Source organism: Georgenia soli (genome assembly GCF_002563695.1).
In the GTDB taxonomy this organism is placed as follows: Bacteria; Actinomycetota; Actinomycetes; order Actinomycetales; family Actinomycetaceae; genus Georgenia; species Georgenia soli.
Genome location: NZ_PDJI01000004.1, coordinates 891,627 through 913,296 on the forward strand (window position 1 = coordinate 891,627; position 21,670 = coordinate 913,296).

Sequence of the window (21,670 nt, forward strand, 5' to 3'; positions counted from 1 at the left end):
GGGGTCAAACATGACGACGAACACAGCGCCGGGGGCCGGAGGACACCCTACGGTCACGGGGCGGACGCCCATGCCGTCGCGCCGCGCCAGCACCGCGGACCAGATCAAGGACTACATCCTCACCCAGGGCCTGCACCCCGGTGACCATCTCCCCACCGAGTCCGAGCTGTGCGAACGTCTCGGCGTCTCGCGGTCGAGCGTCCGGGAGGCGATCCAGACGCTGTCCACCCTCGACATCGTGGAGGTGCGCCACGGGCGCGGGACCTTCGTGGGGCGGATGTCGCTCGACGCCCTCGTCGAGGCGCTCGTCTTCCGCGGGGTCCTGAGCCCGGGCGACGACCTCCAGGCGCTGCGCGAGGTGCTCGAGATCCGGCAGGCGCTCGACCTGTCGATGGCGGAACGGATCGTCGCCGCCCTGCGCGGCACCGCGAACCCCAGCCTCCACGACCTCGTCGACCAGATGGTGGCGAGCGCCACCGCCGGGGAGACGTTCGCCCCGCAGGACCGCCTCTTCCACACGGAGCTGCTCGGGCACATCGACAACTCCCTGGTGGGCCAGCTCGTCACCGCGTTCTGGGACGTGCACACCGCGGTGCTCCCGCGGCTCGGACTCACCCTCCCCGCTGACCTCGACCAGACCGCCCGCGCGCACCGCGACATGCTCGAGGCGGCCGAGGCCGGGGACGTCGACGCGTTCCGCACGGCCGTGGTCGACCACTACGCCCCGCTGCAGCGCATGCTGGACGAGGCCCGACCGCCGCGGGAGGACGCACGGGGAGCAGGCCGATGACCCTGGCGGTCACCGTCGTCGGCACGGGCGCGTTCGCGCGCGAGCACCTGCTCGCCCTGGCCGGCCTGGCCGAGGTCGAGGTGCGCTGGGTGGCCGGCCAGGACCTCGGCCGCGCCGAGGAGCTGGCGCGCCTCGTCCCGGGCGCCCGGGGCACGACGGACATCGCCGCCGCCGTGGCGGACCCCGGGGTGGAGGCGGTGGACGTCGTCAACGCCACGCCGGGGCACGCCCCGTGGACGATCGCCGCCGGCGAGGCGGGCAAGCACGTCCACGTCGACAAGCCGGCCGCCCTGTCGCTGCCCGACCTCGACGCGATGGTGGCAGCGACGGAGGGGCGCGGCCTGACGCTCATGGTCGGGCAGACGGTGCGGTTCCAGCCCGCCGTGCGCACGCTGGCGGCCGCGGCGCGGGCCGGCGAGATCGGCGCCCCCCGGCTGGTCCACATCACGTGGTACACCGGCCACGCCTGGCCGGGCGGCTGGCGCAGCTGGCAGCTCGACCCGGCGCTCTCCGGCGGGCACCCCGTGCACAACGGCACCCACATCATCGACGCGGCCACCTGGCTGCTCGGCTCGGCGCCGCAGGAGGTCTTCACCCGCGGCTTCCGCACGTTCTCCCCCGGCATGGACTCCCCGGACAGCTTCCACGTCCAGCTCCGCACCGCGGACGGGTCGCTCGCGACGCTCGAGCTCTGCTACGCGCTGCGCGAGCGCGACGACATGCTGCGCCGCGTCGTGCTCGTGGGCACCGGCGGCACGTTGCGTCACTCCACCGAGGACGAGCCGGGACTCGTCTCCGACGCCGCCCGCCCCGGCCCCGTCTCGGTCGAGGGTGCGCTGGGCGCGCAGCTTGCGCACTGGGTCGACGTGGTGCGGGGGCGCACTGCGCCCGTCGTGCGCACGGACGAGGTGCGCGCCGCGCTCGCGGGAGCCCTCGCGGCCCAGCGCTCGCTCGTCACCGGCCGGCGTGTCCACGTCGACGAGATCCCGGGCCACGACCGGGCAGGCGCAGTCGCGAGCACCGCCGCAGAAGAAGGAACCCAGGCATGACGGACCGCACCAGTTCCCCCACGGGCTCCGCCCCTCTCCCCCGCAGCGCCCCGCTGCGCGTCAGCCTTCTCTCCGGCGTTCGCCATGCCGCCGACTACCTGCGCGTCCTGGGCGCCGACCCGCGCGTCGAGCTCGTCGTGGTGGCGGAGGAGCCCGACGCGCCGGGATGGGTACGAGCCGACTCCCGGCGCGTCGCCGAGCGCGCGGGGGCCGGGTACACCGAGGACGTCCCCGGCGCCCTCGACCCGACGGTCACCGACCTGGTGGTCGTCTGCTCCGAGCCGACCCGGCACGCCCGCCTGGCCGTGCAGGCCCTCGAGGCAGGCGTCGACGTGCTGGTGGACAAGCCTGTGGCGACCTCGCTCGCCGACGCCGAGGCGGTGCTCGCCGCCGCCGCGCGCACGGGGCGCGTGTGCGCCGTCGTGAACCGGACCCACACGCCCGCGCTGCGCCGGGCTCGCGGCTGGATCGACGCGGGCCACGTCGGGCTGCCGCTCCACCTCGACCTGGAGTTCTTCGCCTCCGGCGCGCACTTCGCCACGTCGGTGGAGCGGCCGCAGCTCGTCGTCGACACCGCCCTGTCGGGCGGCGGGGAGATCATGAACTTCCTCGGGTACTGCGCCGACGCCGCCCACTACCTCACCGGGCTGCGGACGCGGGAGGTCCACGCCATGGCCGGTGCCCTGTTCTCCCCGGCCCACAGCGACGCCGGCGTGGAGGACACCGCCGTCGTCACCCTGGGGCTGGAGCGAGGCGTGACCGCGACGGTCACCCTCGGCCGCGTGCCCCACGCACCCGGCGGGACGCCGACGACGTCCTCCGTGCGCGTCCTCGGCTCGCACGGGCACGCCGTGGCCGACGACGACGTCCCCGCCGTCTCCCGTTTCGACGGCTCCGGCCGCGCGACCCTGGCCGCCGACGCGGGACAGGTCGCGGTCTCGGCCTACGTGGGGCACGTCGTGGACGCCCTGCTCACCGGCGCGCAGCCCGACTACACGGTCGCGCACGCCCGGGACGCGATGGCCGTCATCGACGCCGCCTACCGGTCGCTCGCGACGGGTGACGTCGTCACTCTGCCCTGAGAGAGGGCGGGCCAGCGGTCCGTGCAGCGAGATACGGACGCCAGGGCTTCACATCAGACATCTGACGTCATACGCTCGTCACGGCCGGCGGATCTCCCGTGGGCCAGGAACGAAAGGACATCGATGTCTCTCACGCGTTCGAGGCGCCTGTCGGCCTCCTTCGCCCTCGCGGTCGGTCTGGTGGGCGTCGCGCCCCTGGCCGCGCAGGCGGAGACGGCCCCGGCACCCGACTTCGACGCCCGGCCCCCGCAGGCCGGCGAGCCGTTCTACACCGAGCAGCAGCTCGCCACGAACGGCGAGGGCGGGTTCCCGAACTACCGCATCCCGGCGCTGGCCGTGACGAACGACGGCGACATCCTCGCCTCGTACGACGGCCGCCCGACCGCGGCGGACTCCCCGGGGCCGAACTCGATCCTGCAGCGCCGTTCCACCGACGGCGGCGCGACCTGGCAGGAGCAGACGTTCATCCACGAGGGCAAGGTCGAGGCGCCCATCGAGGGCTACTCCGACCCGAGCTACATCGTCGACCGGCACACCGGCGACATCTTCAACTTCCACGTGAAGTCCTTCGACCGCGGCTTCGGCAACTCCCGTCCCGGCGTGGACCCCGAGGACCGCAACGTCATCCAGGCCGAGGTCAGCGTCTCCAGGGACGACGGCGTGACCTGGGAGCACGAGGTCATCACCGCGGACGTCACCGCCGACCTCGGCTGGCGCTCCCGCTTCGCGGCCTCGGGCCAGGGCATCCAGCTCAAGTACGGCGAGCACGCCGGCCGGCTCATCCAGCAGTTCACGATCATCAACGCCGCGGGCGACTTCCAGGCCGTCTCCGTGTACTCCGACGACCACGGCGAGACGTGGCAGGTCGGCGAGCCGGTCGGCGTCGGCATGGACGAGAACAAGACCGTCGAGCTCTCCGACGGGCGCGTCATGCTCAACTCGCGCGACTCCCACCGCTCCGGCTACCGCAAGGTCGCCATCTCCGAGGACGGCGGGGTCACCTACGGCGAGGTCACGATCGACCGCGAGCTGCCCGACCCGACGAACAACGCCTCGATCGTGCGGGCGTACCCGAACGCGCCGGAGGGCTCGGCCCGGGCCAAGGTGCTCCTCTTCTCCAACGCCGGCTCGACCAGCCAGCGCGCCAACGGCGTCGTCCGCATGAGCTTCGACGACGGCGAGACCTGGCCCGTCAGCAAGGTGTTCCAGCCCGGCGGGATGGCCTACTCCACCCTCGCCACCCTGCCCAACGGCAACGTCGGCCTGCTCTACGAGCCCGACAGCGGCTACGGCGGCATCCGCTTCGCCCAGTCCAACCTCGCCTGGCTCGAGGGCCTGGCGGCACCGCTCACGGTGGCGGACGTCGTGGCCGACCGGGGGGAGACGTTCACCACCGAGGTGACGATCCAGAACCAGAGCGGCCGGGCGCTGCCCGACGTCCAGCTCGACATCGACCTGCCCGAGGGCTGGGTCCTGGAGTCCACGGAGGTCCCCCACCTGCTGCCCGGGGCCACCGCCACCGCGACCGCCACGGTGAGCGTCCCGGCGGACGCGGTCGGCGGCGCCTACCGCCTCACGGCCGGCCTCCGCTCCGGCGAGGTCTCGACGTCCACGACCTTCGGCGTCGACGTCAGCATGCTGGACCAGGCGGCGTTCTCGGTCGCCGACGTCTCGAGCGAGAACCCCGGCTCGGGCGAGGGCGCGGCCCAGGCGATCGACGGCAACGCCGGCACGCACTGGCACTCCGCGTGGTCGGTCTCCCCCGCCCCCGGCTACCCGCACCACCTCACGCTTGACCTGGGGGCCGAGCACGAGATCTGGGCGCTGCACTACACGCCGCGTCAGAACGGCAGCAACGGCCGGATCGGTGGCTACGAGATCTGGACGAGCACGGACGCCAGCAGCTGGGCCCAGGCGGCCACCGGGACGTTCGCCCCGGGCGCCGCGACCCAGCGCATCCCGTTCGACGCGACCGGCGCGAGATACGTGCGCCTCGTCGCGACCAGCTCGATCGGCGGCGACCGGTGGGCGTCGGCGGCCGAGCTGAACGTCGAGGGCGTGCGCTGACGACCCGAGCGTGAGACGCGGGAGGTCCGGAGAGCCGGACGGACCACCGGACGATCTCGTCGTGGGTAGGGCCCCGGCCGCCGTGGGCGGCCGGGGCCCTGCCATGCCTGCGGGCGGGACGCGCTCCGGGTCAGCGCCAGATCAGGTCGTCGGCACCGTACGGGCGCGGCGGGCCCGGGTAGCCCAGCCTCTCGCCGTCGACGGCGAGAGGCGGCGGCACGTGGACGAGCGGGCCGTAGGCCGAGACCACGGTCGCGGTGGTGACGGCGAGGGTCCTCGCCCCGCCGTCGGGCACCGGCAGACCCCGGAGCTCGTGCGCCACCCGGGCGAGGCTCACCCGGACGGCGCGGCCGCCGTGCTCGGCGCGATGCGCCAGCGCCTGCATGACGGCCGCCGCGAGAAGGTAGCCGGCAGCGTGGTCGAGCGCCTGCACGGGCAGCGCGCCGGGCCGCAGACCACCCGGGCCCGAGGTGGCGTAGCGGTGGGCGATCCCGGACGCGACCTGGACGATCGAGTCGAAGCCGCGCTCGTGCGCCCACGGGCCGCGCCACCCCCAGGCGGAGAGCTCGGCCACGACGAGGTGCGGGTGCCGTCCCAGCACCTCCTCGGCGCCGAGACCGACGCCGGCCAGCGCGCCGGGACGGTAGCCGGAGACGAGGACGTCGGCGTGCTCGAGGAGCTCCTCGAGCCGGCTGCGGACGGCGGGATCCGCCAGGTCGGCCTCGGCCGACCTCTTGCCGAACCCCGTGTCGAGGTGCTGGTCGAGGAGCTCGGGCCTGCCGGGCGGGTCGACGCGCAACACGTCCGCCCCCAGGGCGGCGAGCGTCCGGGTGGCGGTCGGCCCCGCGATGACCCGCGTCAGGTCGAGCACCCGCAGGCCCGACATCGGCCCGTCCCCGGCGTCCGGCAGCGCCCGACCCCCGCCTCCCGGGGCGACAGGCCCGTCGGGTCGTTCCCCGCCCCGCTCCTCCACGAGCGGGGCGGACGCCACGGCCGCCCCCTGCTCGTGCGCGAGCCACTCCTGCGGCGTGCGCAGCGCGGCGGCCACCCCGCCGGCGCCGCGCACCCGGGTCTCGAGGTCCTCGGCGCGCTCGCGGCGGGCGGCGGCGCCGACCATGACCGAGGCGGTGTCGTCGTCGAGGCCGGGGTCGACGTCCAGCGCGGCGAGCAGCGCCCGGCGGTGGTGGGCGTAGTTGGCGTGGAAGCGCACCCAGCTGTCCGCCGTCGCGTAGAACCGGGACAGCGGGGCGAAGCCGACCACCTCGCGCCCGTCCACCCGCAGGTGCCGGAAGGAGTCGAACGCCGCGGCGACGTCGGCGCTGTCCACCATGACGCACGGGACACGCCCGCGGGCCCGGCCCAGCGCCGTGGCCGCCCGGCCGCAGGCGACGACGGCGCCGACCGCCAGGCCCTCGACGTCCAGGGGACCGGCCCACCACCGGCGCGGCCCCGACACGCGCGGAACGTCGTCGTCCCGCGCCTCGCCTCCCCCGAAGCCGCCCCACAGAGCGGGCCAGGGCACCTCCTGGTCACCCATGCTCCACGGTCCCACGCCTGTGGCGCTCACGGGCGTCGAACCGCGTCCCGACGGCGGAGCACGAGCGCGCCGGCGAGCGTCACCACGTCGGTGCGGACGAGCAGGCAGGCGGCCGAGCCGCGGTAGGTGCGGCGCAGCGCCGTCGTCTCGATCGCCAGCTGACTCATCCGTGCCCCCATGCTCGGAACGTTGCAGGCTCACGCGCCGGCGAGCCGGCGTGTCACGGACTCGGCGAGACGTCCTGACCTGGCCGGATGCTAACGGCCCGCCGCACCCCACGACGCCGGAACACGCCGGGCCGGGGCCGGCTCAGCCGCGCAGGAAGGGCGCGAGCCGCGCCACCAGGGCGTCCACGTCGTCCTCGGTGGTGTCGAAGGAGGCCACGGCGCGGACCGTGCCGGCGTCCCAGGCCAGCACCGGCGCCTCCGTGACCACGCGCGGCAGCACCTCGGGCGGCACCGGGACGAAGACGGCGTTGGCCTGGACGGGGTAGCGCGGGGCCACGCCGAGGGCGGCGAGCCGCTCGACGAGCAGGTCCGCGGCGGCGTTGGCGTGCGCCGCGTTCTCGCGCCACAGGTCGTCCTCGAGCAGGGCGAGGAGCTGGGCGGAGACGAACCGCAGCTTCGACGCGAGCTGGGTGGAGGCCTTTCGCAGCCGGTCCACGGGCTCGGCGAGCGCCGGGTCGAGCACGACGACGGCGTCGCCGAGGAGCAGGCCGTTCTTCGTGCCGCCGAAGGACAGGACGTCGACGCCGGACGTCAGCTCGCCCAGCCCCGTGCCGAGGCGGGCGGCGGCGTTGGCGATGCGGGCGCCGTCGACGTGGACGCGGGCGCCCCGCTCCCGGGCGAAGCCGGTCAGCGCGGCCAGCTCGTCGAGGCTGTAGGTGGTGCCCAGCTCGGTGCTCTGCGCGAGGGTGATCGCGGCGGGCCGGGCGTGGTGGACGGTGCCGTCGTAGGCGTCGAAGGCCGGGGCGAGCAGCTCCGGCGTCGCCTTGCCGTCCTGTGACGCGACCGTGGTGATGCGGGTGCCGCCGACCAGCTGGGGCGCCGTGGACTCGTCGTTGACCATGTGCGACTCGACGGTGGCGACGACGGCGTCCCAGCGCTGCAGCAGCGCCTGGACGGCGACGACGTTGGCGCCGGTGCCGTTGAAGACCGGGTAGATCGTCGCGTCCGGGCCGAAGACGTCCGTCACGCGTTCCTGCAGCGCCGCGGTGAGCGGGTCGGCGCCGTAGGAGGGGACGTGTCCCTCGTTGGCCGCCGCGATGGCGGCGAGGACCTTCGGGTGCACGCCGGAGGCGTTGTCGGAGAGGAATCCGCGGGTGAGCGTCACGGGGACCATTCTGGACCGCCCCGGACCGTGCTCACGACGAGTGCTCACGACGGAGGTGCGCCCCAGAACTCATCTGCGCCGGCGCGCGGTGCGCCCCGGACGTGCAGACGCCGCCGGGAACGACGAAGCCCGGACCCACACGTGGGTCCGGGCCTCGCTGACAGTGGAGATGGCGGGAATCGAACCCGCGTCCGACGGCGAAGAACCAGGGCTTCTCCGGGTGCAGTCTGCTGCTGATTTTCTCGGCCCCAGCGATCACGCAGACAAGTCGCTGACAGGCCCAGTCACCTAAGTGTTCCCGCAGCCCCGGTGACGTGGACTACGAGCAGTGGCTCTCTAGCTGACGCCAGGAACCGGGACGAGAGCTAGCCCGGGCTGACGGAGTCGCTACTCGCTCAGGCGGCGAGGGCGAACTCGGTGCGCTTGGAATCGGCACCTATTGGTTTGCAGAGATCGTTGACGAGATGACTCTGCATCCTCGACCCGCTTCTCCTGGAACGACGACCGTCGTCGAAACCGATCATCCCCATGTTGAGTTGTCAATCCGGCCGTGCCCTCGCGGACCCGTCCGGCACCTCCATGCTAGTAGGTGAACCCGGACCGGGGCACGTTCATTCCCGACCGGTGCGGTGCGACGCGGATCACCCGCTTCCGGGCGCGGCGCTGCTCACGCGCCGAGCTCGGCGTCGACGAGCTCCTTCACCTTCCCGAGCAGCTCGATCGCCCGGAGGGACTCCCGCTGCGGCACGCCGGAGACGTCCATCTGGAAGTTCTGCCGGTCGTGCCCGAGGTAGCCGTGGAGCCGGACGATCTTCTCCGCCACCGTCTGCGGCGAGCCGATCACGAAGGCCCCGTGGGGCCCCGACTGGGCCTCGTAGGAGATCCGGTTCGGGACGGCGAAGCCGCGCTCGCGTGCGAGCTTGGTGCCCGCGTCGAGCTGGTAGGGGTAGAAGAGCTCCATCGCCTCCTGGTCGGTGTCGGCGACGAAGCCGTGCACGGAGACCGAGACGGAGCGCCGCTCGGCCGGGTGCCCCGACTCCTGGTGCGCGCGGCGGTAGAGCTCCACGAGCGGCGCGAACCGGCGCGGCTCGCCGCCGATGATCGCGTAGTTGACGGGCAGGCCGAGCCGGCCGGCCCGCACGGAGGAGGCCGGGGACCCGCCGGTGGCGACGGCGATGCGCAGGTGCTCCCCCAGCCCCGGCTTGGTGGTCGGCCGGGGAAGGATGTGGGCGTCTCTTAGCGGCGGCCGGAACCGCCCGGACCAGGTGACGGGGTTTCCGGCGTCGATCTGCAGCAGCAGGTCGAGCTTCTCCTCGAAGAGCTCGTCGTAGTCCTCCAGGCGGGCCCCGAACAGGGGGAAGGACTCGATGAAGGAACCGCGCCCGGCGAGCAGCTCCACGCGGCCCTCGGAGAACTGGTCCATGGTGGCGAACTCCTGATAGACGCGCACCGGGTCCTCGGTGGACAGGACGGTGACGGCGGACCCGACGTGGATCCGGCTGGTGCGCGCCAGCACCGCCGAGATCACCGTCGACGGCGCCGAGACCGCGTAGTCGGGGCGGTGGTGCTCGCCGATGCCGACGTGGGCCAGGCCCACCTCCTCGGCGAGCACGGCGCGGTCGAGGATCTCCCGGATGCGCTGCCCGGGCGTCACCTCAGGCCGTCCGGGTCGCGTGTCGAGGTCGCCGAAGGTGTAGATGCCGAGCTCCATGTCCGGGCGAACACCGCTGACCCCGCTGCTGTTCCCCTGCCGTCCGGATCCCGCGTGCCCGGTGGGATGGGTCCACCTGCCCGGTCGGCTGGCGGCCGGGCCCCTTCCTTGTAGATTCGGCGGCAGAGGCGGCCGGACGGCAGGGACGAGGCCATGCGAACCCAGCTCGAGGTGGAGCGGAAGTTCACCGTGGACGACGGCTTCCGGCCGGACCGTGTGCCCCTGGCCGACGGACTGGTGCTCGCCGCTGCCGACGAGCTGGACCTGCGCAGCACGTACGTGGACACCCCCGACCTGAGGCTCGCCGCACGCGGCGTCACGCTGCGGCGCCGGACCGGGGGCGTGGACGACGGGTGGCACCTGAAACTTCCGGCGGGACCGGACGGGCGCACGGAGGTCCACGAGCCGCCGGGGCCGGAGGGGACGACGCCGCCCGAGCGGCTGCGGCACCTCGTGGCCGTGCACGTGCGCGACGGCCGGCTGCTGCCGGTGGCCAGGCTCCGGACCCGGCGGGCGGTCTACCGGATCACGGACGGCTCCCCCGACGCGCCGGTGCTCGCCGAGCTGGTCGACGACCGGGTCACCGCCGAGTCGCTCGGCGAGGAGATGACCGTGACCACCTGGCGCGAGCTCGAGGTCGAGCTGGCCGACGGCGGGGCCGACCTGCTCGACCGGGTGGAGCAGTCGCTGCGGGCCGCCGGCGCCGAGCCCGCGCCCGGGCCGTCGAAGCTGCTCCGGGCTCTGGGTGACCGCGTCCCGCACCCGGCGGCCGTGCCCGAGATCGGCAGGCGGTCCACGGCGGCCGACGTGGTGCTCGCCTACGTCACCGCACAGGTCCGGGCGCTGACGGACGCCGACCCGGGGGTGCGGCTGAACACCCCGGACGCGGTGCACCAGATGCGCGTCGCCTCCAGGCGGCTGCGCTCCGCCCTGAAGACGTTCCGCGACGTCCTCGACCGGGGGCGGACGGACCCGCTGCGCGCGGAGCTGCGCTGGCTCGCCCACGTGCTCGGGGGCGCCCGCGACACGGAGGTCATGCACGCCCGCGTGCGCACCCTGCTCCTGGCCGGACCCGACGACGAGGCCCGCGTCGTCACCGTGCGCCGGGTCGACCACGAGCTCGGCGAGCGTCACGGGAGGGCGCTCGGCGCCGCCCGGACGGAGCTGGACGGAGCCAGGTACTTCCGCGTCCTGGACGACCTCGACGCCCTGCTGGCGGACCCTCACCTGACCTCCCGCGCAGGCCGGCCCGCCCGCAAGGAGCTGCCCCGCCGGGTGCGCAGCGCCTACCGCGACGTCCGGCGCTGTCACGACCTCGCGGAGGCTGCGTCGCCGGGGAGGGAGCGAGAGCTGGCGCTGCACGAGGTGCGCAAGGCGGCCAAGCGCGCGCGCTACGCCGCGGAGGCCGTCGCGCCGGTCGCGGGCAAGCGGGCCCGGCGGTTCGCCGGCGCCATGGAGGAGATCCAGGACGTCCTGGGCGAGCACCGGGACAGCATCGTGACGCAGGAGATCCTCGCGGGCACCGTCGCCCGGGCGCGGGAGGCGGGCGAGGACACCTTCGCGCTGGGGCGGGTCGTCGGCCTCGAGGAGGCCGGCGCCACCGCCGCCGCGGCCGGCTACGCCGAGGCGTGGCGAGCGGGGTCCAGGAAGAAGCTGCGCGCCTGGGCGACATGAGCGGGACGCCGGGGGTGAGCGGGACGCCCGGGTTGGGCGAGGCGCTCAGGATGAGCGAGGCACGCGGCATGCGAGGCGCCGGAAGGGTGTCAGTCGCCGCCGCTCTGGCGCGACGTCAGCTCGTCGACGAGCAGCGAGCCGGCGATGCCGAGCATGAACACGTCCTTGGCGATGCCCGTGCCTTCCTGGGACGGCTTGATGCGCGAGCCCTCCTCCGTGAGCCCTGGCGTGCGGGTGTACATGTACAGCAGCGAGCCGGAGAACCCGGCAAGGCCCAGGGCCGCGAGCCAGGTGGGCACCAGCGGGACGAGCAGCGCGGCCCCGAGCGTGATCTCCCCGGCGGAGACGAGCTTGCCGAAGTCCTTCGGGGACATCTGCTTCAGCTGCGGGAAGGCGTTGGCCGCCATGCCCTGCAGACCGGCCGCCGCGTCGTCGGGAAGATGGCGCTTCCCCAGGCCGGAGTTGAGGATGAACGCCCCCGCGGCGACGCGGGAGGGGACGTGACGGAGCTTGATCGGCAGACCCATGACGGACCTCCAGACCGGGTGCACGGACATGGCCACGGTAGCCCCGCCACGGGGGCGGCGCACGAGGGCGTTACGCGGGGTCAGCGGTGCAGGCGCAGGCTCATCGCCCGCTGAGCCTCACGCTCGTCCTGCTTCTCCCGCAGGGTCTGGCGCTTGTCCCACTCCTGCTTGCCGCGCGCCAGGGCGATCTCGACCTTGGCGCGCCCCTTGGTGAAGTACAGCTCGAGGGGCACGATCGTGTGTCCCTTCTCCCGGGTCTTCACGGCCAGCTTCTCGATCTCCTCCTTGTGCAGGAGGAGCTTGCGCTTGCGGCGCGGGCCGTGGTTGGTCCACGACCCCTGGGCGTACTCGGGGATGTGGACGTTGTGCAGCCACGCCTCGCCGTACCGGTCGATCTCGATCCAGCCGTCCACGAGGGACGCGCGGCCCATGCGCAGCGCCTTGACCTCGGTGCCGGTCAGCGACAGGCCCGCCTCGAACGTCTCGTCGATGTGGTAGTCGTGGCGCGCCTTCTTGTTGCGCGCGACGACCTTCTTGGCGTCCGCCTCGGCCTTGGCCCGCTGCGCCGCTGTGGGCTTCTTCGCCCCGGGTGCCTTCGTGCCGGCCACCGTGGACCCCTCTCCTGTCGCTGCCCTTCTCCGCGCCCTCCGGCGCGCGGCCCCGTCCTGCCGGGGCCGACCCTCAAGACTATGCCAGCGCCGCCGTCGGGATCGACCGGATATGCCGATGGCGGACGCCGCCCCGCCCGGTCCCGCTCAGCCGGCCTGGGCCAGGGTGTGGCCGGCGAGGTCCTCCTCCAGGTCACCGGTCTCGCCGGCGGCGACGGCACGACGGCCCAGCACGATCGTGTACGTCCAGTACCCCGCGAGCACGAGCGCGCCGATGACGAGCTTGAGCCAGCCGGGCAGCACCGAGGGGGTGACGAACCCCTCGACGAGCCCGGAGACGGCGAGCACGAGCACCAGCCCGACGGCGACCGTGACGAGCGAGCGGCCCTCCTGGGCGAGCGCGCTCGCCCGGGTACGTCCGCCCGGCGCCACCGCCGTCCAGAACAGCTTCAGCCCGGTGCCGCCGGCGATGAAGATGGCCGTCAGCTCCATCAGACCGTGCGGGAGGATCAGGCCGAAGAAGACCCCGAGGTCGCCGTACACGGACATGATCGCCCCGGCCTGGCCCACCCCGACGGCGTTGGCGAAGAGCACGTACACCGGGAAGACACCGGTGATCCCGAGCCCGATGCACTGCGCCGCGATCCAGGCGTTGTTCGTCCAGACCTGGGCGGCGAAGTCGGGCGCCGGGTAGTCGGAGTAGTAGGCCTCGAACGCCTCCTGCGCGTAGCTCTCGAGCTGGCTCGGGGAGCCGAGCCCCGCCAGGACCGCCGGGGTGCTCGCCGCGTGCACGCCGACGCCGACGGCCAGCGCCACCCAGGCGACCATCACGCCGACCGTCCACCACCGGACCCGGTAGAACGCTGCCGGGAGCGTGAGGACGAAGAAGCGGGAGACGTCGGCGAGTCGCAGCTCGTGCGCGCCGGCCACGCGCCCACGGGCCTGGCCGAGCACGGTCGAGAGCCTGCCGACGAGGTGAGGGTCGGGGGCGGAGGTGCGCACCGCGGAGAGGTGCCCGGCGGTGGTCTGGTACAGCCGGACGAGCTCGTCGACCTCGGGACCGCTCAGCCGCCGCTGCCTGCTGAGCTGCTCGAGCCGCCGCCACTCCGGCTCGTGCACCGCGGCGAAGGCGTCGACGTCCACACCGGTACCCTGCCACAGGTGAGCACCACGGCCCGCAGGTCCGGCCCCGAGGCGGCCCTGGCGCGCGCCCGCCTGCAGGAGGACCTCATCGTCACGGGCGAGGCGGTCGCGCTGGAGATCCGGCCCGCCTCCGTGGGGGTGCGGGTGCTCGGCGCCGTCCTCGACGCCGCGGTCTACGCCATGGGTGCGGGGCTCCTCGTGATGGCGGCGTCCGAGCTGCTCATGGGCCTCAACTCCGCCCAGCTGGGCGTGCTGCAGGTCAGCGTGCTGGCCGCCGTCATGGTGCTCGCCCCCACCACCGTGGAGACCCTCACCCGCGGGCGGTCCCTGGGCAAGCTCGCCACCGGCATCCGCGTGGTCCGCGACGACGGCGGCCCCGTGCGGCTGCGGCACGCGCTGGTGCGGGCGCTGGTGGGCATCGGCGAGCTGTGGCTGACCGCGGGCGCCGTCGCGATCACCTCGACGGCGGTGAACCGCCGCGGCAAGCGGCTCGGCGACCTGCTCGCCGGCACCTACGCCGTCCGGGTCCGTGGCGGCGAGCGCCGGGAGCCGCCGCTGGTGATGCCGCCGGAGCTGGCGGCCTGGGCGGCGTCCGCCGACATCCGTGCGCTGCCCGACGGGGTCGGCCTGGCGGCGCGGCGCTTCCTCGGCCGCACCGGCACGATGACGCCTCAGTCCCGGGCCCGGATGGGCACCGCCCTGGCGGCGCAGGTGGAGCCGTTCGTCGCCCCGCCCCCGCCGTGGGGCACGCACCCGGAACGGTTCCTCGCCGCCGTGCTGGTCTCGCGGCGCGACCGCGAGTACGCCGTCGGGCTGCGCGCGCGCCAGCGCGACGAGACGGAGGCGGCCCGCATCGCCCGGCTGCCCTACGGGGTGCCCGACTCCCGCTGAGCGGTGGAACGGATCACGCTTTCCTCCGTCCTGTTCGCACCGGGGGGCGCGTGGGGCTACCGTCGATCATCACCTTCGGACGGAGCATCCTGGTATGACCCGACAGCTCGTGGTGACCGCCGACGACCTCGGCCTCGGCCCGGCCACCAACGAGGCGATCGTGGATCTCATGGCGCGCGGCACGGTCACCTCCTCGACACTCATGGCGGTCGCGCCCGGCGCCCGCGACGCGGTCGAGCGCGTCCACGCCGCGGGCGTGCCGGACCCCCGCCTGCACGTCACCCTGACGAGCCCGCGCGAGCTGCGGCCGTGGCGCCCGCTCGCCGCCGACGTGCCGTCCCTGACCGACGGTCACGGCCTCTTCCACGTGGACCTCGCGAGCTCCCAGGAGGGGGCGAGCCCGCAGGACGTCGGCCGCGAGATGGAGGCGCAGCTGTCCTGGATGACCGGCGCCAGGCTGCGCCCCGACGCCCTCGACTCCCACTCGGGCGTCCTGTACAGCCACCGGGGCGGCCCGCTGATGGACACCGCGCTGCGCTTCTGCGCCGAGCGGTCCCTCGGCTTCCGCCTCCCGCGCCGCCTGCCCCGACTGCTGGACCTGACGGTCCGGGGGCGGCTGCGTCGGCGCTACGACGAGGCCGTGGCCGCCGCCGGCGCCTACGGGGTGCGCCTGCCCGAGTCGATCATCGGTGCGTGGCTGCCCGGCCGGCTGCTCACCAGCTACGCGCAGCTGCGCTGGAACGTGCTGAGCCAGCTGCGCTCGCTGCCCGACGGCATCTCCGAGCTGATCGTGCACCCCGCGCCGGCGGCGGCCGCCGCGCTGCTCGACCGGGCCGAGGGCCGCAAGCGGATGTGGGAGCTGCGGCTGCTGCAGGACCCGCTCTTCCTGCGGACCCTCCGCAGCGAGGGCGTCCGGCTCGTCCCCTCCTGGTGACGGCGCGGCCCTCCTACCGTCGCGGGGATCTTGTCCGCCCGGACGCCTCGCCTGACCGGGCCTGCGCGCTGGCCGGAGCTCACACCGTCTCGGGGGCCGGGACGCCGAGGGCCGGCAGGGAGGCGCGGCGCAGCTCGTCGTACCGGACCGCGACGACGCCGCCGACGATGAGCACCCCACCCAGGAGCTGGACGGGCAGGGGCAGCTCGCCGAGCAGCAGCCACGCGAACAGCACGGAGAAGAGCACCTCCGACAGGCCCACGAACGCCGCGACGGTCGAGCCGAGCCGGCGGGTGCCGGCGATCCCCAGCGCGTAGGCGAGTGCCGCGGCGACGACGACCAGCAGCACAACGGGCACGAACCAGGGCAGCGCGGTGCCGGCCAGGCGCACGTCCGCCGTCGACCAGGTCAGCGGCATGACCCCGGCCAGACCCGCCAGGGCGAGGGCCGCCGTCGCCACGACCATCCCGCCCGCGGCCATGACGATCGGCGGCAGGCCGGACGTCTCGTGGGCGGAGAGGACGAAGTAGACGGCGAGGCCGACGGCGGCGCCGAGGCCCCACATCGCGCCGGCCGGGTCCACGCGCATGCCGCCGGTGACGTCGAGGACGAGCACCAGCCCGGCGAGGGAGAGCACGATGCCCAGCAGCGTGAAGCGCCGGGGCCGGCGGCCGTGCCGCAGCCACAGCCACCCGACGACGAGCACCGGCCCGAGGTACTCCAGCAGGAGGGCCACGCCGACCGAGAGGGTCGTGACGGCGTTGAAGTAGAAGAGCTGGCAGGCGGCCATGGCCACGAGCCCGTACGCGGCGATCGTGCCCGCGTGCCGGCGCAGCAGGTGCCAGCGCCCGCGCAGCGCGAGGACCGCCGGGACGGCGAGGAGGAGCGCCGCCCCGCCGATGCGCGTGAGGACGGCGGCGCCGGGAGTCCAGCCGGTCTCGAGCAGCGACTTGGCCAGCGACCCGGAGGTGCCGAAGGCGGCGGCGGAGACGAGGGCGAGCCACAGGCCGGTGGCGCGCCGCGCGGTCAGCTCGTCCACGGGCGCACCGCCTTCCGCGTCACCTGCACCGGCCGACCCCGGGTTCGGGCACCGTCGCCACTGTCAGGACCAAAGTTCGTTACGCTCGTTACAGTAGGTTCGCCCAGGACGGGGGTCAAGATGGTCCTCACCCACGACACGGAGGTCGCTCTCAGCACGGCCGCGGCGCTCGTGAACACGCTGGGGCTGCGCGAGGACCGCCTCCTCACCCCTGCCGACCTCGACGCGTTCGTGGAGCGGTGGCGGTTCACCGGCTCCCGCACCCACGACGACGCCGAGCTGCGGGCGGTCCGGGACCTGCGCCCGGAGCTGCGCCGGCTGTGGACGGCCGGCAGCAGCGACACCGTGGCCCAGGGGGTCAACGCCCTGCTCGCCGACGCCCGGGCGCTGCCCCAGCTCGTCCGGCACGACGACTGGGACTGGCACCTGCACGCCACGGTGCCCGAGGCCCCGCTGGCCACCCGCATGGCCGTCGAGGCGGCGATGGCGCTGGCCGACGTCGTGCGGGCGGGCGAGCTGGGGCGGCTGCGGGTGTGCGCGGGCGAGGACTGCGAGGACCTGGTGGTGGACCTGTCGCGCAACCGCTCGCGCCGGTTCTGCGAGGGCGGCTGCGCCAACCGCGCCCACGTGGCCGCCTACCGCGCCCGGCAGGCGGGCGGGTGGGGCCACGGGGCGGGCGCGCGACGCGGTGACTAGACCTCGAGCCTGAGCGCCTGGCGCCAGGTGAGCGCCGTGCCGCCCTGCAGGACGGCGCGCTGGTAGACCCGCTCCCCCAGCCGCACCAGCAGGTACGCGGTGACGGCGGTCAGCGCCAGCGACACCGCCGGCTCCCACGCCGGCACGTCCTCGCTGAGCATGCGCACGGGCATCGCCACGGAGGAGACCACCGGCACGTACGAGGCCACCGTCAGCAGGGTGCCGGTGGCGAAGATGCCGGCGAAGGTCGCCACCATGATCACGCCCATGATGGGGCCGGTGTTTGACTGCAGGTCCTCCGTGCGGCTGGCCAGCGAGCCGAGCACCGCGAACACCGCCGCCAGCGCCACGAACCCGACGACGAAGAAGACGATGAACCACCCGGAGGCGCCCAGGATCCAGCCGATGTCCCCCGCCGTGCCCGCGACGTTGAGCCCGATGAGGCCGACCACGGCGTAGAGCGCGATCTGGGCGAGCGCGAGCACCGAGTTGCCGACGACCTTGCCGTACAGCAGCTGGCGGATCGGGATCGCCGTCGCCAGGATCTCCACCACGCGGTTCTGCTTCTCCTCCAGGACGGACTGGGCGATCGCCATGCCGAACACGATGGCGGCCATGTAGAAGAGGAAGGCGAAGACGAAACCGACGACCCGCTGCATCGTGGCCCGGTCGGCGTCGCCCTCGAGCAGCTCGGTGGTGACGGTCGAGCCGGCGGTCAGCTCCGCCGTCGTCGTCCCGGCAGCCTGGGCGTTGGCCTCGAGGACGGTGGCGCCCACCGCCTCGGTGAGCGCGCGCCCGAGCCCCTCGTCGACCTCCGTGTCCCCGACGATCGTCCACCCGTCGCCGGTGCCCAGGAGGGCGGCGTCGACGTCCCCGGCCGCCACGGCCTCCCGGGCCGCGGCGTCGTCGTCGTAGTCGGTGGCCTCCACGCTGTCGCCGGAGTCGTCGGCGGAGACGAGCTCGTGCGCGGCAGCGGCGATCTGGCCGCCGGTGGCGTCGACGACGGCGACGGTGTGCTCCGTGGTGCGGGAGCCGAAGTAGCCGGAGATCCCGATGCCGGCGGCGATCATCGCCACGGTGACGAGCGTCGAGATGAGGAAGTTGCGGTCCCGCAGCTTCACCATGACCTCGCGGACGGCGACCACGAGCCAGGGGCGCTGGACGGCGCCGGGCCGCTCGGCGACGGGGGTCGGCGTCTCGGTCCTGGGGGCGGTGGTGGTCATCGCACGGCCTCTCGGTAGATGTCGGACAGGGTGGGGACGAGCGGGGTGAACTCGGTCAGCCCGCGCTCGGCGGCCCGGCGGACCAGGCGGTCGCGGGCGGCGTCGTCCTCGATCTGCAGGACCGCGGTGGTGCCCTCGACGTCGACGACGTCGACGCCCGGCTCCCCGCGTACCCAGCCGGCGTCGGGCTCGGTGGACAGGCGGAAGCGGCGGGGACCGGCGGCGCGCAGGTCGTCGCCGGTGCCGGCGGCGCGGACCCGGCCGCCGGAGAGGATGACGAGGGAGTCGCAGAGGCGGTCGACGAGGTCGAGCTGGTGGCTGGAGAAGAGCACCGGCACGCCGTGGCGGGTGCGCTCGCGCAGGAGGTCCACCATCGAGTCGACGGCGACCGGGTCGAGGCCCGAGAAGGGCTCGTCGAGGATCAGCGCCGCCGGCCCGTGCAGCAGCGAGGCGGCCACCTGCACGCGCTGCTGGTTGCCCAGCGAGAGCGACTCGAGCTTGTCCCTGGTCCGCCCGCCCAGGCCGAAGCGCTCGAGCAGGCGGGTCGCCTCGGCGGCGGCGTCGCGACGCGTCATGCCGCGGAGCTGGCCGAGGTAGACGAGCTGGTCGAGCACCTGCTGCTTGGGGTACAGGCCCCGCTCCTCGGGCATGTACCCGAAGCGGGAGCGGTCCGCGGCGGTGATGGGGCGGCCGTCCCACCGGACCTCGCCGCCGTGGATGGCCAGGACGCCCATGATCATGCGCATCGTCGTCGTCTTCCCGGCGCCGTTGGCGCCGACGAAGCCGGTCATGCGGCCGGGCTCGACGACGAAGGAGACCGCGTCGACGGCGGTGTTGTCGCCGAAGCGGCGGGTGAGGTCGATGACCTCCAGGGCGGGTGGTGACTGGCTCATTGCGGTGTCCTTTCGTCCGGTACGAGCGTAGGAAACCGCCGGGGGCCGCCACATCCGCCGCCAGGGTGAACCCGCGCGGCGCCGTCGTCTCCGTCCGCAGGCGGAGAGCAGGTGGTGCCGGGCGTCACCGTCGGCGGGCGGACCGCACCGCCGGACCGATCAGCTGGGCCCCGCTCAGGCCGTGCCGACGAGCCCGGCGCGGTGCGCCAGCACGACGGCCTGCACCCGGTCGCGGGAGTCCGTCTTGGTGAGGATGTGCGAGACGTGGGTCTTGACCGTGGACTCGCCGAGGAAGAGCCGACCGGCGATCTCGCTGTTCGACAGGCCCTCCGCCATGAGGCCGAGGACCTCCAGCTCGCGGGCGGTCAGGCTCGCGACGGCGCGTGAGACCGCGGCGTCGGCCCCGGCGGCCGGTGCGGCGCCCGGGGCGGTCCGTAGACCCGACGGGGCACCAGTGCGGGCCCCGAACGGGCCGCCGGGCTCGGCGCGGACGGTCCCTGCTGGCCCGACCGTGCCGGCAGGGCCACCGACGGACGCGGCGGTCGCCGCCGTCGGGCCGGAGCCCCGACCCACGAGGCGGGAGATGACCTTGACGGTGACCTCGGGCGCGAGGAGGGCGTGGCCCTCGGCGACGGCGCGGATGGCGTCGACGAGGTCGTCCGGGTCAGCGTTCTTCAGCAGGAACCCGCTGGCCCCCGCGGCGAGCGCGTCGAAGAGGTAGTCCTCGCGGTCGAAGGTGGTCAGGATGATGACCTTCGCCAGGTCCTGCTCGACGACCCGTTGGGTCGCGGCGATGCCGTCCATCACCGGCATCTGCACGTCCATGAGGACGACGTCGGCGCCGGTGGTGGCCAGCAGGTCCAGCGCCTCGGCGCCGTTGGCGGCCTGGCCCACGACCTCGATGTCCTCCTCGACGGAGAGCACCATGGCGAAGCCCGAGCGCACGAGCGCCTGGTCGTCGGCGATGAGGACGCGCACGGGGGTGGTCATCTGTCTCCTCGTTCGGTGGTTCGTGGCTCGGTCACGACGTCAGGGCACCGTCACGCACCCGCAGAGCGAACCTCGCCCTGACCCGCCAGCCGGTGCCGGTACGGCGGGGCCCGATCTCGGCGTCGCCGCCGTGCAGGGCCACCCGCTCGCGGATGCCGCGCAGGCCGAAGCCGGAGCCGTTGGTGCCGACGCGCGGGCGTCCGTCGTCGACGATCTCGACCTCGACCCAGCGGGGCTCGTCGCCGGCGGGGCGCGCACCGTCCTCCGCAGCGCCACCGGCACGCAGCGTGACGAGCGCCCGGGTGGCGGTGGAGTGGCGGACCACGTTGGCCAGCGACTCCTGGACCGTGCGGTAGATGGACAGCGCCAGCGGGTCGGGCACGTGCTCGAGGTCGCCCGGACGGTCCTCGACGCAGCGCAGCTCGACGTCGAGGCCCGCGGCGGCGTGCCCCGCGACCAGCTCGTGGAGGTCCGCGAGGTCGGGCTCGGGCGCCCGGTCGGAGCCCGGCCGGAGATCCGTCTCGGTCCTCAGCACGCCGAGCAGAGAGCGCATCTCCGCCACGGCGTCGCGGCTGGAGCCCTCGATGGTCCGCAGCGCCTCGGTGGCGGCGTCGGGGTTCTTGCCCAGCACCCGACGCGCCGCCCCGGCCTGGATGCCGATGACGGCGACGTGGTGGGCGACGACGTCGTGCAGCTCGCGGGCGATGCGCAGCCGCTCGTCCACGACCGCCCGTCGCGCCAGCTCGCCGGACTGCTCGCGGATCTGCCCGGCCTGCTCGGCGAGGCGCTGGCGCTGCAGCGCCGCCCGCCAGGCGGTCCGGCCGACGGCGATCGCACCGCCGAAGTACGCGAGGTTGACCACGGAGGTGTAGAGCACGGCGGCGGTGAGCTGGCCGAGCGGCCCCTCGGGGGACTCGTACCCCTCGAAGAGGGACTCGATCATCGACGTCGTCGTGTAGCCGATGACGAGCCACAGCACCATGGCCAGCAGCACCAGCGCCATAACGAACCACAGGAGCCGCCGGTCCCGCGCCCACGCCACCGCGGCGTAGAGCGCCGCGAAGTAGGCGGCCTGGAAGCTCAGCTGCATGGAGGCCTCGGGGCTGAGGTAGGAGAGCCCCACGAACAGGGCGCTCGCCACCAGCGCGACGGCCAGGGGGAACCGGCGCCGCAGCGCCAGCGGGAGGATCATCAGGCCCACCGCCGTGTAGGCGCGCCAGGACTCCTCCCCCTCGATCCGCATCCCCATGTTCTTGGTCAGCAGCACCATGGCGAGCGAGACCAGGAGGAAGACCCCGGCGCCGACGATGTCGCGCCGCACCTGGCTCGCGTCCGGGCCGGGACGCTCCCAGAGCGGGTCGACGGGGTCGTTGAGCCAGGCGTCGAGCCGGCCCGCGGTGTCGGTGCGCCCGGGTGCCATGGCCGTGAGTTTACGGAGGACGGCGGGACACTTTGTCCGTCCGGGGACGGAGTACCGCAGGAGG

20 protein-coding genes and 1 other RNA gene are annotated in these 21,670 nt (G+C 74.3%); 8 read left to right on the forward strand and 13 right to left on the reverse strand.

Annotation, left to right across the window (positions count from 1 at the left end):
• Nucleotides 1-10 precede the first annotated feature (10 nt).
• The 4 genes from ATJ97_RS05450 (at nt 11) to ATJ97_RS05465 (ending at nt 4,988) form a co-directional block, all read left to right on the forward strand.
• A complete protein-coding gene (locus ATJ97_RS05450) occupies nt 11-790 on the forward strand; it encodes a GntR family transcriptional regulator (protein ID WP_098482861.1) in 780 nt (259 codons plus the stop codon).
• Nucleotides 787-1,839, forward strand: a complete 1,053-nt coding sequence (locus tag ATJ97_RS05455) for a Gfo/Idh/MocA family protein (protein WP_098482862.1) — start codon at nt 787-789, stop codon at nt 1,837-1,839. The genes ATJ97_RS05450 and ATJ97_RS05455 overlap by 4 nt, the downstream gene beginning before the upstream one ends.
• Complete coding sequence (locus ATJ97_RS05460) at nt 1,836-2,921, forward strand: Gfo/Idh/MocA family protein (RefSeq protein WP_098482863.1); 1,086 nt, start codon at nt 1,836-1,838, stop codon at nt 2,919-2,921. Before ATJ97_RS05455 ends, ATJ97_RS05460 begins: the two co-directional genes overlap by 4 nt.
• A 123-nt stretch (nt 2,922-3,044) precedes the next feature.
• Entirely contained in the window at nt 3,045-4,988 is a 1,944-nt protein-coding gene (locus ATJ97_RS05465; protein WP_098482864.1) for a discoidin domain-containing protein, read from the forward strand.
• A gap of 130 nt (nt 4,989-5,118) precedes the next feature.
• Here ATJ97_RS05465 and ATJ97_RS05470 read toward each other — a convergent pair whose 3' ends face one another.
• The 5 genes from ATJ97_RS05470 to ATJ97_RS05485 form a co-directional block, all read right to left on the reverse strand.
• The gene (locus tag ATJ97_RS05470; RefSeq protein ID WP_098482865.1) at nt 5,119-6,525 is read right to left on the reverse strand and encodes a CoA transferase; all 1,407 of its coding nucleotides are present in this window, start codon (nt 6,523-6,525) and stop codon (nt 5,119-5,121) included.
• Between the two features lie 26 nt (nt 6,526-6,551).
• Complete coding sequence (locus ATJ97_RS19670; protein ID WP_170037130.1) at nt 6,552-6,692, reverse strand: hypothetical protein; 141 nt, start codon at nt 6,690-6,692, stop codon at nt 6,552-6,554.
• 142 nt (nt 6,693-6,834) lie between these two features.
• A complete protein-coding gene (locus ATJ97_RS05475) occupies nt 6,835-7,866 on the reverse strand; it encodes a threonine aldolase family protein (protein WP_098482866.1) in 1,032 nt (343 codons plus the stop codon).
• Nucleotides 7,867-8,018: 152 nt separating this feature from the next.
• Nucleotides 8,019-8,385, reverse strand: a transfer-messenger RNA (tmRNA) gene (ssrA, locus tag ATJ97_RS05480).
• A 139-nt stretch (nt 8,386-8,524) separates the two neighbouring features.
• Nucleotides 8,525-9,568 (reverse strand): LLM class flavin-dependent oxidoreductase, encoded by a 1,044-nt coding sequence (locus tag ATJ97_RS05485; protein ID WP_098482867.1) that lies wholly within the window; start codon nt 9,566-9,568, stop codon nt 8,525-8,527.
• Nucleotides 9,569-9,721: 153 nt separating this feature from the next.
• Between ATJ97_RS05485 and ATJ97_RS05490 the strand changes: the two genes are divergently transcribed.
• The gene (locus ATJ97_RS05490; protein WP_098482868.1) at nt 9,722-11,242 is read left to right on the forward strand and encodes a CYTH and CHAD domain-containing protein; all 1,521 of its coding nucleotides are present in this window, start codon (nt 9,722-9,724) and stop codon (nt 11,240-11,242) included.
• Between the two features lie 89 nt (nt 11,243-11,331).
• Here the strand turns inward: ATJ97_RS05490 and ATJ97_RS05495 are convergent, their stop codons facing one another.
• The 3 genes from ATJ97_RS05495 to ATJ97_RS05505 form a co-directional block, all read right to left on the reverse strand.
• A complete protein-coding gene (locus tag ATJ97_RS05495; protein WP_098485257.1) occupies nt 11,332-11,769 on the reverse strand; it encodes a DoxX family membrane protein in 438 nt (145 codons plus the stop codon).
• An 80-nt stretch (nt 11,770-11,849) separates the two neighbouring features.
• On the reverse strand, nt 11,850-12,377 hold the full coding sequence (smpB, locus tag ATJ97_RS05500) for an SsrA-binding protein SmpB (RefSeq protein ID WP_098482869.1): 528 nt from the start codon (nt 12,375-12,377) through the stop codon (nt 11,850-11,852).
• A gap of 147 nt (nt 12,378-12,524) precedes the next feature.
• The gene (locus ATJ97_RS05505) at nt 12,525-13,520 is read right to left on the reverse strand and encodes a stage II sporulation protein M (RefSeq protein WP_098482870.1); all 996 of its coding nucleotides are present in this window, start codon (nt 13,518-13,520) and stop codon (nt 12,525-12,527) included.
• Between the two features lie 18 nt (nt 13,521-13,538).
• On the opposite strand from ATJ97_RS05505, the gene ATJ97_RS05510 reads away from it, so the two are divergent.
• On the forward strand, nt 13,539-14,411 hold the full coding sequence (locus ATJ97_RS05510) for an RDD family protein (RefSeq protein ID WP_245862169.1): 873 nt from the start codon (nt 13,539-13,541) through the stop codon (nt 14,409-14,411).
• Nucleotides 14,412-14,505: 94 nt separating this feature from the next.
• The gene (locus tag ATJ97_RS05515; protein WP_098482871.1) at nt 14,506-15,345 is read left to right on the forward strand and encodes a carbohydrate deacetylase; all 840 of its coding nucleotides are present in this window, start codon (nt 14,506-14,508) and stop codon (nt 15,343-15,345) included.
• Between the two features lie 79 nt (nt 15,346-15,424).
• Here ATJ97_RS05515 and ATJ97_RS05520 read toward each other — a convergent pair whose 3' ends face one another.
• Nucleotides 15,425-16,384, reverse strand: a complete 960-nt coding sequence (locus ATJ97_RS05520) for an EamA family transporter (RefSeq protein WP_098482872.1) — start codon at nt 16,382-16,384, stop codon at nt 15,425-15,427.
• A 120-nt stretch (nt 16,385-16,504) separates the two neighbouring features.
• On the opposite strand from ATJ97_RS05520, the gene ATJ97_RS05525 reads away from it, so the two are divergent.
• Nucleotides 16,505-17,080 (forward strand): CGNR zinc finger domain-containing protein, encoded by a 576-nt coding sequence (locus tag ATJ97_RS05525; protein ID WP_098482873.1) that lies wholly within the window; start codon nt 16,505-16,507, stop codon nt 17,078-17,080.
• Here ATJ97_RS05525 and ATJ97_RS05530 read toward each other — a convergent pair.
• The 4 genes from ATJ97_RS05530 to ATJ97_RS05545 all read right to left on the reverse strand — a co-directional run bounded on the left by ATJ97_RS05530 (nt 17,077) and on the right by ATJ97_RS05545 (nt 21,606).
• Nucleotides 17,077-18,303, reverse strand: coding sequence for an ABC transporter permease (locus tag ATJ97_RS05530; protein ID WP_098482874.1), 1,227 nt, complete (start codon nt 18,301-18,303; stop codon nt 17,077-17,079). The genes ATJ97_RS05525 and ATJ97_RS05530 overlap by 4 nt on opposite strands.
• A complete protein-coding gene (locus tag ATJ97_RS05535) occupies nt 18,300-19,196 on the reverse strand; it encodes an ABC transporter ATP-binding protein (protein WP_098482875.1) in 897 nt (298 codons plus the stop codon). The genes ATJ97_RS05530 and ATJ97_RS05535 overlap by 4 nt, the downstream gene beginning before the upstream one ends.
• A 174-nt stretch (nt 19,197-19,370) precedes the next feature.
• Nucleotides 19,371-20,186 (reverse strand): response regulator transcription factor, encoded by an 816-nt coding sequence (locus ATJ97_RS05540; protein ID WP_098482876.1) that lies wholly within the window; start codon nt 20,184-20,186, stop codon nt 19,371-19,373.
• A 31-nt stretch (nt 20,187-20,217) separates the two neighbouring features.
• Complete coding sequence (locus ATJ97_RS05545) at nt 20,218-21,606, reverse strand: sensor histidine kinase (protein ID WP_098482877.1); 1,389 nt, start codon at nt 21,604-21,606, stop codon at nt 20,218-20,220.
• Nucleotides 21,607-21,670 lie beyond the last annotated feature (64 nt).